12 protein-coding genes are annotated in these 13,348 nt (G+C 64.2%); 7 read left to right on the forward strand and 5 right to left on the reverse strand.

Annotated elements, in window-relative coordinates:
- The first annotated feature begins 8 nt into the window (after window positions 1-8).
- The 3 genes from ACE3UG_RS05235 (at window position 9) to ACE3UG_RS05245 (ending at window position 2,567) form a co-directional block, all read left to right on the forward strand.
- A complete protein-coding gene (locus ACE3UG_RS05235; RefSeq protein ID WP_374620592.1) occupies window positions 9-959 on the forward strand; it encodes a LysR family transcriptional regulator in 951 nt (316 codons plus the stop codon).
- Window positions 960-1,032: 73 nt separating this feature from the next.
- Window positions 1,033-1,614, forward strand: a complete 582-nt coding sequence (gene ruvA, locus ACE3UG_RS05240) for a Holliday junction branch migration protein RuvA (protein WP_374620595.1) — start codon at window positions 1,033-1,035, stop codon at window positions 1,612-1,614.
- Between the two features lie 44 nt (window positions 1,615-1,658).
- On the forward strand, window positions 1,659-2,567 hold the full coding sequence (locus ACE3UG_RS05245; protein WP_374620598.1) for a LysR family transcriptional regulator: 909 nt from the start codon (window positions 1,659-1,661) through the stop codon (window positions 2,565-2,567).
- A gap of 97 nt (window positions 2,568-2,664) precedes the next feature.
- On the opposite strand, the gene ACE3UG_RS05250 is transcribed toward ACE3UG_RS05245, so the two are convergent.
- Both ACE3UG_RS05250 and ACE3UG_RS05255 read right to left on the reverse strand, forming a co-directional pair.
- Entirely contained in the window at window positions 2,665-3,954 is a 1,290-nt protein-coding gene (locus tag ACE3UG_RS05250) for an MFS family transporter (RefSeq protein ID WP_374620601.1), read from the reverse strand.
- Window positions 3,955-4,496: 542 nt separating this feature from the next.
- Window positions 4,497-5,060 (reverse strand): hypothetical protein, encoded by a 564-nt coding sequence (locus tag ACE3UG_RS05255; protein ID WP_374620604.1) that lies wholly within the window; start codon window positions 5,058-5,060, stop codon window positions 4,497-4,499.
- Window positions 5,061-5,635: 575 nt separating this feature from the next.
- On the opposite strand from ACE3UG_RS05255, the gene ACE3UG_RS05260 reads away from it, so the two are divergent.
- A complete protein-coding gene (locus ACE3UG_RS05260; RefSeq protein ID WP_374620607.1) occupies window positions 5,636-6,955 on the forward strand; it encodes an MFS transporter in 1,320 nt (439 codons plus the stop codon).
- A 189-nt stretch (window positions 6,956-7,144) separates the two neighbouring features.
- Complete coding sequence (locus ACE3UG_RS05265) at window positions 7,145-8,128, forward strand: succinylglutamate desuccinylase/aspartoacylase family protein (RefSeq protein WP_374620610.1); 984 nt, start codon at window positions 7,145-7,147, stop codon at window positions 8,126-8,128.
- A gap of 73 nt (window positions 8,129-8,201) precedes the next feature.
- On the opposite strand, the gene ACE3UG_RS05270 is transcribed toward ACE3UG_RS05265, so the two are convergent.
- The gene (locus ACE3UG_RS05270) at window positions 8,202-8,630 is read right to left on the reverse strand and encodes a winged helix-turn-helix transcriptional regulator (RefSeq protein ID WP_374620613.1); all 429 of its coding nucleotides are present in this window, start codon (window positions 8,628-8,630) and stop codon (window positions 8,202-8,204) included.
- A 161-nt stretch (window positions 8,631-8,791) separates the two neighbouring features.
- Here ACE3UG_RS05270 and ACE3UG_RS05275 point away from each other — a divergent pair, with 161 nt between their 5' ends.
- Complete coding sequence (locus tag ACE3UG_RS05275) at window positions 8,792-9,793, forward strand: LLM class flavin-dependent oxidoreductase (RefSeq protein WP_374620616.1); 1,002 nt, start codon at window positions 8,792-8,794, stop codon at window positions 9,791-9,793.
- Between the two features lie 201 nt (window positions 9,794-9,994).
- Here ACE3UG_RS05275 and ACE3UG_RS05280 read toward each other — a convergent pair whose 3' ends face one another.
- Both ACE3UG_RS05280 and ACE3UG_RS05285 read right to left on the reverse strand, forming a co-directional pair.
- Window positions 9,995-11,263 carry an NAD(P)/FAD-dependent oxidoreductase gene (locus ACE3UG_RS05280; protein WP_374620619.1) on the reverse strand — a complete coding sequence of 423 codons (1,269 nt, stop codon included), beginning with the start codon at window positions 11,261-11,263 and terminating at the stop codon, window positions 9,995-9,997.
- 85 nt (window positions 11,264-11,348) lie between these two features.
- Window positions 11,349-12,182 (reverse strand): aldo/keto reductase, encoded by an 834-nt coding sequence (locus ACE3UG_RS05285; protein WP_374620622.1) that lies wholly within the window; start codon window positions 12,180-12,182, stop codon window positions 11,349-11,351.
- Window positions 12,183-12,766: 584 nt separating this feature from the next.
- On the opposite strand from ACE3UG_RS05285, the gene ACE3UG_RS05290 reads away from it, so the two are divergent.
- Complete coding sequence (locus ACE3UG_RS05290) at window positions 12,767-13,339, forward strand: cytochrome b (RefSeq protein WP_374620625.1); 573 nt, start codon at window positions 12,767-12,769, stop codon at window positions 13,337-13,339.
- Window positions 13,340-13,348 lie beyond the last annotated feature (9 nt).

Below are 13,348 nucleotides of genomic sequence, written 5' to 3' on the forward strand. Positions count from 1 at the left end.
GACTGCGCATGGACTGGACCCATCGCCTGCGTCTGCGCAATCTGCAGATGCTGCTGACCCTCGCGGAGACTGGCAACATGAGTCAATCCGCGGCATTGCTCAATACGACGCAGCCCGGATTGTCGAAGTGGCTCAAGGATCTGGAGGACGATATCGGCCTGCCGCTGTTCGAGCGTCGGGCGCGTGGACTGCGCCCGACGGCCTACGGGGAAGCCCTGATTCAACACGCCCGGCGCATCGAGGCGCAGCTCGACACGGCGCGCGACGATCTCGACGCCATGCGCGAGGGCGGCAGCGGGCTGGTGGCGATCGGCACCTCGGGCGCGTCGTCGGCGGACACGGTGCCGCTCGCGATGCTGCTGCTGTTGCAGCGCATGCCGCGCGTGCAGGCGCGCGTGATCGAGAACACGATGGACCGGCTGATGAGCCAGCTCGCGCACAGCGAAATCGATATCGTTGTCGGGCGTTCGGCGCCTGAACTCCAGGACCGCAACGTTCGCACCGAAGCGCTGTATCTGGAGCCGCTGCATTTCGTTGCCCGCGCGCGCCATCCGGTTTTCTCGCTTGCCGCGCTCGACTGGCCCGACGTGCAGCGCTATCGGTGGGTGGTCTGGCCGCGCGGCACGCCGATTCGCAACGCGCTGGAGACGGCGCTCGCGGAGGCGGGGTATCCGCTGCCGAACGATACGGTTGAATCGAATTCCACGATCCTCAACCTCACGTTGCTCAACAACAGCGACATGATCGGCCTGGCGTCGCACCGCACGGCGAGCCGCTTGCAGGCGCTCGGTGCGTTGCGCATCGTGCCGCTGCGGCTGGCGGGGTTCGGTGCGATCTCGATGTATTGGCGCGACGACGGTGCGAATCGCGCGGCGGTCACGGCAATGCTCGACTGCCTGCGCAGCGCAGCACGGCGCTCGACGGGCGACGCCATGGCCGGCATCGAAGGGCAGGGGTGAGCACGCCGATCGGGCACACGCGCTGCCGTTTGCTACACTTGCCGCCTGTCGAAGTCACTCACTCGGGGCGTCAATGATTGGCCGCATCTCCGGTACGTTGCTGGAAAAGAATCCGCCACACATCCTGGTCGATTGTCAGGGCGTGGGCTATGAAATCTCGGTGCCGATGAGCACCTTCTTCAACTTGCCGAACCTGGGCGAGCGTGTGACGCTGCTCACGCAGTTCATCGTGCGCGAAGACGCGCAACTGCTCTTCGGATTCGGCTCGCCCGACGAGCGCAACACCTTCCGTGAACTGCTCAAGATCTCCGGCGTCGGTGCGCGCACGGCGCTTGCGATTCTCTCGGGCATGAGCGTCGCGGATATCGCGCAGGCCGTCACCCTGCAGGAGGCGGGGCGTCTGACCAAGATCCCGGGCATCGGCAAGAAGACGGCCGAGCGTCTGCTGCTCGAACTCAAGGGAAAGCTGGGCGCCGAACTGGGCACGGTGCCTGGCGCGCTCACGCCGCACGATCACAAGAGCGACGTCGTCAACGCGCTGCTCGCGCTGGGATATTCCGACAAGGAGGCGCTCGCTGCGGTGAAGTCCGTGCCGGAAGGCACGAGCGTGTCCGACGGGATCAAGCACGCGCTCAAGGCCCTCTCCAAGGCCTGAGCACCCCACGAACCGGCCGACGGATGCGCGCGTGAGGAGAGGGCATGCAACTGCGATGGCTTGAAGACTTCGTCGAACTGGCACGCACGCGCAGTTTTACGCGAGCGGCGGAGAACCGCTTCGTCACGCACCCGGCCTTCGGGCGACGCATTCGTGCGCTGGAGGCATGGGTGGGCACGCAACTCGTCGAGCGCAGCAAGCCGCTCGAACTCACCGCTGCCGGCACGGTGTTCCTCGACGCCGCCACCAATGCGCTCGACATACTTCACGGCGCGCGCACGCAGTTGCAGGACGCCGCGCCCACGCTCGAAAACAATCTGAAGATTGCGACCGGCCGGACGCTGGCTGCGACTTACTTTCCTGACTGGTACGACGAGACGGTCTCGCGCATCGGCTTTTTCACCGCGACCCTCTCCACGGGCGGGGCAGAGGAAGCCATTCTGCGGCTGGCGGCCGGCGAGGTCGATCTGCTCATCGTGTATTCGAGCGCGCACACGCGACTGCTCATCGATCAGGCGCGCTACGACTGGTTGAGCGTCGCGCGCGAACGACTGGTGCCGGTGAGCGCGCTCGACGTCAAAGGCCGCGCGAAGTATCGGTTGGCCGCCGGGCCGTCACCCATTCCCTGGCTGGCGTTCGCCCGGACGTTGACGCTGCGTGCCGTGCTCGCCCGCCATCTTGCCGAGATGGCGACCCGGCCCACGCTCAAGCCCGTCTATCAGGCCGACTCTTATGAGGCGATTCTGGCGATGGCGCGGCGTGGCGCCGGCATCGCGTGGTTGCCGCAACGGCTGGTCGCCGACGATATTGCGCGTGGCACGCTCGCCATCGTCGGCGGCAAGGAATGGCAGATCGGCTTCGATATCGCGCTTTACCGGCGGCGGCACCAGCCGCACCCCGTGCTCGACGCGATCTGGCAGAATGCGCGCCAGGCGTCGGGAGACGACGCCTGAGTCTTCCGGCGGGGGCGACGCAGGGTGCCCACGCGATGCGCGATAAAGCGCAAGCGGCGCAGGCGATGCGTTGCAACGCTCACCCGCGCCTGTGCGATCACTGCTCGTGCTGCAGGTACTTTGCCTGGCGAGGCAGGCGCAGGCTGACGAGGAACGCCAAGACCATCATGCCGGTGACGTACCAGTAGAACGTCGGCTCCATGCCGGCCTTCTTGAGGCCGAGCGCCACGTATTCGGCCGAGCCGCCGAAGATGGCGTTGGCCACCGCATAGGCCAGGCCGACGCCCAGCGCGCGCACTTCGATCGGGAACATTTCGGCCTTCACGATACCGCTGATCGACGTATAGAAGCTCACGATGGCGAGCGCCAGGCAGATCAGGAGGAACGCTGCGGTCGGGCTCTGCACGGTCTTGAGCGTGGTGAGGATGGGGACCGTGGCGATCGCGCCGAGCGCGCTGAAGAGCAGCATGTTGTTGCGGCGACCGATCCTGTCGGAGAGCATGCCGAAGATGGGCTGCATGCACATATAGACGAACAGGCAGCCCGTCATGATGTAGCTGGCGGTCTTGATCGGCATGCCGGCGGTGTTCACCAGATACTTTTGCATGTAAGTGGTGAAGGTATAGAAGATCAGCGAGCCGCCGGCCGTGTAGCCGAGCACCGTGAAGAAGGCCGCCTTGTGATGGCGGAACAACCCGGCGATCGAGCCTGCATCGCGATTGTTACGGCTTGCGCTCGTCGATGTCTCTTGCAACGTGCGACGCAGCAACAGCGCAACGACGGCGGTGATCGCGCCGACCACGAACGGAATGCGCCAGCCCCAGGCCTTGAGTTCGGCCTCGCTGAGCAGTTGCTGGAGGATCACGACCACGAGGACGGCGAGGAGCTGACCGCCAATGAGCGTCACGTACTGGAACGACGAGAAGAACCCGCGGCGCCCCTTGAGCGCCACTTCACTCATGTAAGTTGCCGTCGTGCCGTACTCGCCGCCGACCGACAGGCCCTGCAGCAAACGCGCAACCAACAGCAGCGCCGGGGCCCAGTTACCAATGCTGGCGTACGTGGGCAGTGCGGCGATCAGCAGCGAGCCGAAGCACATCATGATCACCGAGATGACCATCGAGTTCTTGCGGCCGTTGCGGTCGGCGATTCGACCGAAGATCCAGCCGCCGATGGGCCGCATCAGGAAGCCCGCCGCGAATACGCCCGCGGTGTTGAGCAACTGTGCCGTAGGGTCGGCGCTCGGGAAGAATGCCGGCGCGAAGTAGATCGCGCAGAACGCATAGATGTAAAAGTCGAACCATTCGACCAGATTCCCGGACGATGCCGCGACGATCGCGAACACGCGCTTGCGGATTTCCTCGGGGGTAGGCGGCTGGGTAGCCATGGCGGGGTGGGTAGTCGCTGTGTCTCTCATTTTTACTGGCGATGGAGGCATCGCATCAATAACTGCGTTTGCAACATGACGCTCACGCGCTCTCCTCACCGATATCTCATGGACCGGGAATCAAACGCCTGTCGCGTCGCGGGGGCGGGGCCACTATAGCGGGAGTCGGCACGGACAGACAATGCCTGCGTGCCAAATCGATTATTGTGAATATAGAAACAATCGGCTGGATTGTTGCGTCGCAACATGGTGATGGTGCCCGCCGGGCGCTGGTTTGCGCGAACGCGGCGAGCGTTTTGATGGGCGAGAATTGCCGTCGGAAATTGCGAAAATTTTTTCTGACTCGCGCCGATGCCGGACCGCGTGGCGGGTTCGTGAGTCTCCGGCGCGACTAACGCGGTATCGACGCCGTGGCATGAGGGGCTGAGCCGCGACCGGGCAGCGTCGCGACGGGGCATCTCGCGAATCGCCCTCGGCACCGCTGATGCCGAGGGCGCACCATCGCCGGTCAGTCATTGCATTTCGCCGGCACGGGTGCGACGTCAGAAACGGCGCTTGACGTAGACCGTTGCACCGAGTTCGCGCGAGCGCAAGAGCGGCACGCGTGCGCTTGCCGAGACGGTCCAGTCCTCGGTTTTCAGCGACAATCCGCGCTTTGGCTCGGAGCCAAGCTTATCGTTGTTGTTGGACCATTGAACGAGAGACAGTTGCGGCGCCGTGGAAGGTCCGATGACCAGGTAGCTTCGCTCCGCTCGTTCGACAGGTTCCTCGCTCGACGTGTTGATCCAGTCGACATGTCGGTTGTCCTCGGTCGGCACGGCATGGTTGATCGCGTCGATGCGCGTGTAGAGGAAGGCGTCGTCGTCGGCTCGTTCGGTCGTGTCGGGACCTTCGCGACCGAACGGATACAACGTGACGGGAACGGCCGGGACCGCAGCGACGGACACGGGCGCAGGGGGCTGCGGAACCTGTATAGGGAGCGGCGCTGGGCCAACGTTGGCCAATATCATCTGTTCGGATGAACCCGAGTCGGCGCCATCCGCAATCGCCACGCCACTCAGCGTGAGGACACATGCGCCGATCATCCATTTGCTTAGGCACGTCATGGACATGCCTCCCGTGAAGGAATGGAAACGCTACGTCGCCAGCCCCATTTTTGCCGCCGCGCCACGACCTTCGCATAACGAACCGTCTTTCACGGTTTGTGCGTGCCGTATGCATTTAGGAAGTGTAGTCAGTCATTTGCGCTGCGCTACCCCAATTTGTACCGAGGTTGACCCGCGTCAGATGGCCGACACCGGCCCAAGCCCGCCGGGCGTGCCGCTCGCGTTTGGTGACGTCAACGTGGCTCCGGGTTTGTCCCGACGCCAGCGCGCGCGTGCCGATGCAGCGCGTTGCATACGATCCGACGCGATATCCCTTCCTCTTCCGGTGACGCGAGCGCTCCGCGCGATCCGGGCAACCCGGGCGACGGCTGACCTGCGACGGGCGACACAGCACCGCGCCTTCTTTCTGCGCCCGTTCAATCAGCACCCGCGCGTGCCGAATCGGCACGAAGGCATTTTTTGTGCTGCCTACACTCCGCTTCCTGAGACTGGCAGGTGACCCGGCGCGCGCTGTTGGCGTTTCGCGGGGCCGCCACACACTTACCTCCAACGCCAGCGATCCACAGGAGCAGGGCATGACCCATAACGCCAAACCTCACAATCCGTGGCGCGAGATCTGCGCTGCGAGCATCGGCAACGCACTCGAGTTCTATGATCTGCTGATCTACGGCTACTTCGCCATCGTGATCGGCCAGTTGTTCTTCCCCACGCACGACGCGACAACGTCGTTGTTGCTCTCCGTCGGGACTTTCGGTATCTCGTTCGTCACGCGCCCGCTTGGCTCGATCATTCTCGGCAGCTACGCCGATCGCGCCGGCCGCAAAGCGTCGCTCACGCTGTCCATCGCCCTGATGATGCTCGGCACCGCCATGATTGCGTTCGCACCGACCTACGCGCAGATCGGGGTTTTCTCGCCGCTACTGATTATCGTCGCGCGCATGTTGCAGGGCTTCTCGACGGGCGGCGAGTTCGGCGCCGCAACCGCCTTCATGGTCGAGCACGCCGACGCAAAACGCCGGGGCTTCTTCGCGAGTTGGCAGATGTCCACGCAAGGCCTCGCCACGGTGCTTGCCGCCGGGGTTTCGGCGCTGCTGAGCCTGTTGCTCACGCCCGATCAACTGAGCGCATGGGGATGGCGCATCGCCTTTGCCGTGGGCTTGCTCATCGGCCCGGTCGGCCTCTACATTCGTCGCAATATCGACGAAACCGCCGACTTCAAGAAGCTCGGCAAAGATCAGCGCGAGACGTCGCCGCTGCGCGAGGTCTTCGGCCGCGATCGCGCCAACATGCTGCTCGGCGCCGGTGTTGTCGCCGCAGCCACTGCGTTCAACTACGTCCATAAGCTCTACATGCCGACCTATGCAGTCAAGCAGTTGCATATTCCGGCGACGTCGTCGTTCATCGGTGCGGTCGTCACCGGCGTGATGCTCATGATCGCCGCACCCGTCGTGGGGCATCTCTCGGATCGCTTCGGTCGCATTCGTGTGATGCTCTGGGCCCTGATCCTCGTGGGCGTGACGACATACCCGCTGTTCGTGCTGCTCAACAAGTATCCGACGTTCCAGACGCTGCTCATGGTTCAGGCGCTTGTCGGTCTGCTCATCGCGGTGAGTCTTGCGCCGCTGCCGGCGCTGCTGGCTGACATCTTCCCGACGCGCACGCGGGGCACGGGGCTGGCGCTGTCGTACAACTTCTCGGTGACGCTGTTCGGCGGCTTCGCGCCGCTCATCGTGACCTGGCTCATCGATGCGACGCACAACAAGCTTGCACCGAGCTTTTACGTGATGGCGACTGCCGTGCTCAGTGTCACGGCGGTGATCGCGCTTGGCCGCCGCGTGCGCGCCGGCAAGATCGTCGGCGTGACGCACGGTTCACCCCGCGCTTCAAAGGCCTAGTGTCAAAGGCCTAGTTTCAGAGGCCTGATTTCAAAGGCTTGATGTCCAAGACCTGATCGACGCATCGCCCGATCGGCACGCGCGGTGCTTCGTCACCGTCCGATCGACGAATTTCCGCCGCAACGACGACGTCCGCTGTCCCTACAGCGGCGGCGTCATCCGTTTCGGCATCCCCTGAGGAGTATGCTCATGACCGCCCTCGAAGCGATCCGCGCCGCCCTGCCGGCGTACCCCATCGAAGTCTCGTTCCCCGACATTGCCCGTTGGCGCGACAGCAATACCGGTATCGACTATCTGCATTCGTTCGACAGTGGCAAGCCGGGCAAGCACGTGATGATTCTGGCGCTCACGCATGGCAACGAAGTGAGCGGCGCCATTGCCGTGGATACGCTGCTTGCCGCCGGAGTGCGCCCCACGTCGGGACGCGTGTCGCTCGGCTTCGGCAATATCGATGCGTATGAGCGATTCAGCGCCGAGAACGCCGACGCCACGCGCTTTCTGGACGAAGACATGAACCGTGTCTGGACACCATCGACGCTCGACGGCGAGCGCCAGAGCCGCGAGTTGACGCGCGCCCGTGCAATGCGTTCGTTGATCGACACGGTGGACCTGCTGCTCGACATTCACTCGATGCACGAGGCGTGTGCACCGCTGATGATGACCGGCCCGCTGGAGAAGGCGATCGCACTCGCGGCCGAACTGGGTACGCCGGAACACGTCATCATCGACCAGGGTCATGCCAACGGCACGCGCATGCGCGATTACGGCGGCTTCGGCGATGCGGCCAGCCCGAAGAACGCGCTGCTCATCGAAACCGGTCAGCACTTCGCCCGGAGCGCGCGCGATGTGGCACTCGACAGCGCGGCGCGCTTTCTGCTTCACGCGGGTGTCGTGGAGCAAGCCGACATGGCGCCGTTCCTCACGCAGACGCTGCCGGCTCGTCAGAAGTTCGTGGAAATCACGCAGCCGGTCGTAGCGCGCTCGATGGCGTTCCGCTTCTCGCAGCCGTTCACGGGGCTTGAGGTGATCGAGAAGGCCGGGACCGAGATTGCCCGCGACGGCGACACGGTTATCGTCACCCCCTATGACAACTGCGTGATCGTGCAGCCGTCGATGCGCCACCTTGGCGTGAATGTCACGATGATGCGGCTTGGCCGTTTGCTCGAGCGTTGATGGCCCGGTGCGGGCGTCGGCGCGGCGGATCGATCGCCACAAATCGGCAATTCGCGCGCCCGACCGGGTTGCGTCAGACGGCGCGCGGTACCTTTGCGGCGTCGGGCGCGCCTTCCGTGAGCGTGTCTTCGCCCGCCTGCGGACGCTTGCCGCGGCGCAGGCTCAGTTGGGCGAGCACATCGGCATGTTGATTGCCCCAACGGTAGAGCATCTCGATCGGCTCGATGAACAACTCGCCCAGCGGCGTTAGCGAATACTCCACTTTGGGCGGCACGACGGCGTAGACCTCGCGATGAATCAGGCCGTCGTGCTCGAGTTCGCGCAATGTCTGCGTGAGCATCTTCTTGGAAATGCCCGGCAAGCGGCGCTGCAATTCGCCCGTGCGCGTGGTGCCGCACTGCAATGCGTACAGCACCATGCTCGTCCACTTCACGCTGAAGAGCTCCAGCACGCGGCGCGGCACACAGGTCTCTTCGAAAACGAAGGGTTCGCGTCGACTCATGGTAACTAAAAGGTAACTATTGGACTGAAAGGTGCCTACTGGGGATTTCGACCCTTCGTCACTATACTTTGTGGCGATGGTGCGCGTCATCCTGGGTGACGAACCTCGGGGTCCTCGAGCGGGAATGCCGGGTTGGCGTGCGCACGATATTGGAGACGTTCATGAGCAGTTTGTCGAAGACGGCGATCTCGATGCTGGATCTGGTGCCGGTGCGCGCTGGCGGCACGGTGGCCGAAGCGCTGAAGCAATCCACCGAACTGGCGCAACACGTCGAGCGCCTGGGCTTTACCCGCTTCTGGCTGGCGGAGCATCACAACATGGATGGCATCGCGAGTTCGGCGACGGCATTGTTGATCGGCCACATCGCCGACAAGACGTCGCGCATTCGCGTGGGCTCGGGCGGTGTCATGCTGCCGAATCATCCCCCGCTGGTGGTTGCCGAGAACTTCGGCACGTTAGCCGCGCTGTATCCGGGGCGCATTGATCTGGGACTGGGCCGCGCGCCCGGCGCCGATCAGGCGACGATGCGCGCGCTGCGTCGCGACCGGTTGTCCGACGGCGACGACTTCCCCGAGCAGGTGGCCGAGTTGCGCGCGTTGCTCGCACCGGCGCAGCCGGGGCAACGCCTTGTCGCGACGCCGGGCGCGGGCAGCGATATTCCTGTGTGGTTGCTGGGCTCGTCGTTGTTTTCGGCGCAGCTCGCGGCGCATCTGGGGCTGCCGTACGCGTTCGCGTCGCACTTTGCGCCGCGATTCCTGTTCGACGCGCTGCGTCTGTACCGTGAGAACTTCCGGCCGTCGGCCGCATTGGACAAACCCTACGTGATGGTGGGCGTGCCGGTCGTGGCAGCGCCCACCGATACCGAGGCGGCGTTCCTTGCGACGTCGGCGCAGCAGAAGATTCTGGCGCTCATGCGCGGGCAAAGCCTGAAGTTGCAGCCCCCGGTGGGCGACATGGACGAGCGTTGGAATCCGGCCGAACAGCAGTCGGTCGAGGCGTTCCTGGGCGTGTCGGTCGTGGGAGGCCCCGAGCGAGTGAAGGCCGGCCTGTCCGACCTGGTCGAGCGCACTCAGGCCGACGAGTTGATGCTGGTCACGGACATCTACGATCCCGCATTACGACTTCGCTCGTGCGATATCGTCGCGTCCGTCTGCAAGTCCTGACGATTCACATCGCACCGCTCGCCGCTTACCGCTCACCGCTTACCGCTTACCGCTTACCGCTTACCGCTTACCGCTTACCGCTTACCCGCGCATCGCGTGCATGCGCGGGTAAGCGCGGGTAAGCGGACGAGCGGACGAGCGAACGAACGGCTAGCGAGTGAGCGCACACGACGTTTGCGTTTCTCGCATTGAAGTCGCTCGTCAGCGAAAGCGTCCGATGGCAAACGGCGAGAGGTCGATGGCAGGTGACTCGCCGGCCACCAGTGCGGCAATGGTGCGTCCCGTGGTGGCGGCGGCGGTCAGGCCCACGTGACCGTGACCGAATGCATAAAAGGCGTTCGGCACCTTCGACGCCGCGCCCAGCACGGGCAGCGAATCGGGCGTACTGGGGCGGAACCCCTGCCAGCGCGCGTCGTCGACCGATTGTGTCGGCTTCGTGCCTTTCACCGCACCGGGAAACATTCTGTGCAACTGCTTGAGCAGCAGATCGGCGCGTCGCCAGTTCGGCGGCGCTTGCAGACCCGCCAGCTCGACGGTGCCCGCGCCGCGAAGACGGCCATTCATCGGCGTGGCAAACAGCTTGCCTTCGGCCCACATGACGGGGCGTGACGGCATTTCTTCCGGCGTTGGAATTTCCACGTGATAGCCGCGCTCCGTGTCGAAGACGATGCGGTCGCCCAGTTGTCGCACGAACGGTGCGGACCATGCGCCGGCCGCGACCACCACCGCGCAGGCGGCTTCGCGCCCCTTGTCGGTGTGCACGGCGACCGCTTGCGCGCCGTTGGTCTCGATGGCGGTGGCGGCGGCATCGACGATACGCCCGCCGCGCGCGACCACTTGCGCGCTCAGGCGTGCCAGCAGCGCGCCCGGATCCCGCGTATGGCCCGTCTCGCCGATGTAGCGCGCACCGACGAAATCATGCGAGAGCGTCGGCTCGAACGCGCGCAGAGCGCCCGCATCCAGCGTTTCGACGTGCACGCCGTTCTCGCGGCGCAATGCCATTCCGCCCTCGTCGCCCGCCATGCCTTTTTGGCTGGAGTATGCGATGAGATAGCCGCGTCGCGTGACGAGATCGTTTGCGCCTGCATCGTCGAGCAGCGGTTGATAGGCCTCCAGTGCCGGACCGAGCAGCGCGCGCAACGCGCGCGCCTGTGCGGCGACGCGTGCGGGTTGGCTTGCCGCGACAAAGCGCATCAGCCACGGCACCATGCGAGGCAGGTAGCGCCAACGCAGTACCAACGGGCCGTCGGGTTGCATCAACCAGCCGGGCACCTGCCAGAGCACCCCGGGCATGGCGATGGGGACGACCGACGAGCCGTTGATACAGCCCGCATTACCGAGCGATGCGGCCTGACGTGACGATTGCCGGTCGACGATCACCACCGCATGACCGGCGCGCTGAAGATAGGCGGCGGTACACACGCCGACCAAGCCGCCCCCGATAACGACAACGGGACGCGAATCGTTCATTTAGCCGTCCTGCAAAAACACGAAAGCGCCTAGTGTACTGCGTCGGCCAGGGACGGCCGGACACCTTCAAAATTCATCCGCGCTTTCAGATCATCTCCAGCGGATACTTTCGAGCCGGCGGCTCGAAATGATGATCGAGCAGCGCCAGTTCGTCGGGCGTCAGATCGATGTCATGCGCGGCGCGATTGGCGCGCACGTGAGCCTGCGTGCCCGCTTTCGGAATGGCGATGACGCCCGGCTGGCTCAGCACCCAGGCAAGCGCAATCTGCAGGGGTTCGACATGGCGCGTACGGGCGATGTCGCCCAGTATCCCGTGCTTCGGCAGACGTCCCTGTTCGATGGGCGAGTACGCCATCATCGGCAGATCGTGTGCGGCGAGCCAAGGCGCGAGGTCATATTCCGGGCCGCGCCGTGCAAGGTTGTACAACACCTGATCGGTCACGCACGCATCTGCGCCCGGCACTTCGAACAACGCGTCCATGTCGTCCGTATCGAAGTTGCTCACGCCCCAATGCCGAATCTTGCCGGCCTGCCGCAACGCCTCGAAACCGGCAATGGTTTCCTCGAGCGGCACCGCCCCTCGCCAGTGCAAAAGGTAAAGATCGAGACGATCGGTGCGCAGGCGCGCCAGGCTGCGCTCGCAGGCGGCGATCACACCGCGTCGCGATGCATTGTGCGGGTAGACCTTGCTCACGAGAAACACCTGGTCTCGCAGGCCGTCGAGCGCCTCGCCGACCAGCCGTTCGGTCGCGCCTTCGCCATACATCTCCGCCGTATCGATGAGCGTCATGCCCAGCGAGACGCCAAGCCGCAACGCGGCGATCTCCTCGTGACGCCGCTCGGGCTTCTCCCCCATCATCCATGTGCCTTGGCCGAGCACCGGCACGACGTCGCCTCCAGGCAAAGCGATGTTCCGCATGGTCCGTCCTCCGTCATTTTGGTCACCATTATCGGCCCGCACGCCGAGCGATGACCAGTGCCGTGAGGGCTTCACGCAACATTTCGAGGTGCTGTCCTAGCTTTCGGGCCGGATTCGCCCTAAGCGCCGCTCGGAAATTGCCGCTATCGCATTCGTGTGCTCATTCTCTCGGATTGTTCACAGACCTTCGTCGGCACTGTCGAGATAAGCTGATTTCACCGATGCACATGGCGATTGTTGCTCCGCAGCGAGACGGCTCGGTGACGGCTCCGGCCGTGTGTATCGGACCTGTGTCGCTGGGAAGGGGGGGAGATTCTTCGAGCGGGAAAAAAAGAAAGCCCCGCGAGCGGGGCTTAAAGGCCGACCGGACGAGCGTCGGCCAAGGAGGTCTTTGGATGGGCGCGCACATGCCATGTGTGGGCGCTCGAGACGTATTGTCGGCATAGTCGGCCATCCATTGGGAAGGAGGAATCCGAATAGCGGGAGAGAATTTGGCGTAACAACTGTGACGATTTGCGGCCTTTTCATCCGAGGGTACGAACGCGATAATGGGGTCACCCCAACAATTGAGGAGTTACCCCCAGATGGATAACGCGATCAAGTTCCGTTCGCGCGGTTCGCCGCGCCTGCCTGGCGAGCGATATGCGCCGCCTTCGGTCTTCTTGCACTGGGTGATCGCATTGTTGATCGCGATCGCCTATGCGGCCGTCATTACGAAGGGGTATTTGCCACGAGGCAGCGCCGAGCGCGCGTTGTCGCTGACGCTCCATGAGTGGACTGGCGTCGCGGTCTTGGTGCTGGTGGTGCCGCGTCTGCTTTGGCGATTGATCAAGGGGGCACCGGCGGCGTTGCCCGGTCAGGGATGGCTGGTGCGAACCGCGTCGTCGGCGACGCATCTGCTGCTCTATCTGTTCATGTTTGCGCAGCCGATTCTGGGGTATCTGACGCTCAATGCCGGGGGCCATGTGCTCACGATTCCAGGGCTGGATATTGCGTTGCCGCAGTTCGTCGGAAAGGACGATGAACTGCGCCGGTCGATCAAGGAGATTCACGAAACGGTCGGCAACGCGTTTTATTGGGTGATCGGCTTTCACGCGCTTGCCGCGCTTTGGCACCACTACTTCCGTCGCGACGATACATTGCGCCGCATGCTTTGAGGCGAGCCG

This window comes from Pandoraea sp. (assembly GCF_041919235.1).
Classification (GTDB): Bacteria; Pseudomonadota; Gammaproteobacteria; order Burkholderiales; family Burkholderiaceae; genus Pandoraea.

What these genes read in the sequence shown, in the direction of transcription:
- ACE3UG_RS05235 (WP_374620592.1), top strand. Translation starts at nt 9, where the DNA reads ATGGACTGGACCCATCGCCTGCGTCTGCGCAATCTGCAGATGCTGCTG.
- ACE3UG_RS05270 (WP_374620613.1), bottom strand. Translation starts at nt 8,630, where the DNA reads ATGAGTCGACGCGAACCCTTCGTTTTCGAAGAGACCTGTGTGCCGCGC.
- ACE3UG_RS05255 (WP_374620604.1), bottom strand. Translation starts at nt 5,060, where the DNA reads ATGACGTGCCTAAGCAAATGGATGATCGGCGCATGTGTCCTCACGCTG.
- ruvA (WP_374620595.1), top strand. Translation starts at nt 1,033, where the DNA reads ATGATTGGCCGCATCTCCGGTACGTTGCTGGAAAAGAATCCGCCACAC.
- ACE3UG_RS05275 (WP_374620616.1), top strand. Translation starts at nt 8,792, where the DNA reads ATGAGCAGTTTGTCGAAGACGGCGATCTCGATGCTGGATCTGGTGCCG.
- ACE3UG_RS05285 (WP_374620622.1), bottom strand. Translation starts at nt 12,182, where the DNA reads ATGCGGAACATCGCTTTGCCTGGAGGCGACGTCGTGCCGGTGCTCGGC.
- ACE3UG_RS05280 (WP_374620619.1), bottom strand. Translation starts at nt 11,263, where the DNA reads ATGAACGATTCGCGTCCCGTTGTCGTTATCGGGGGCGGCTTGGTCGGC.
- ACE3UG_RS05290 (WP_374620625.1), top strand. Translation starts at nt 12,767, where the DNA reads ATGGATAACGCGATCAAGTTCCGTTCGCGCGGTTCGCCGCGCCTGCCT.
- ACE3UG_RS05245 (WP_374620598.1), top strand. Translation starts at nt 1,659, where the DNA reads ATGCAACTGCGATGGCTTGAAGACTTCGTCGAACTGGCACGCACGCGC.
- ACE3UG_RS05260 (WP_374620607.1), top strand. Translation starts at nt 5,636, where the DNA reads ATGACCCATAACGCCAAACCTCACAATCCGTGGCGCGAGATCTGCGCT.
- ACE3UG_RS05265 (WP_374620610.1), top strand. Translation starts at nt 7,145, where the DNA reads ATGACCGCCCTCGAAGCGATCCGCGCCGCCCTGCCGGCGTACCCCATC.
- ACE3UG_RS05250 (WP_374620601.1), bottom strand. Translation starts at nt 3,954, where the DNA reads ATGGCTACCCAGCCGCCTACCCCCGAGGAAATCCGCAAGCGCGTGTTC.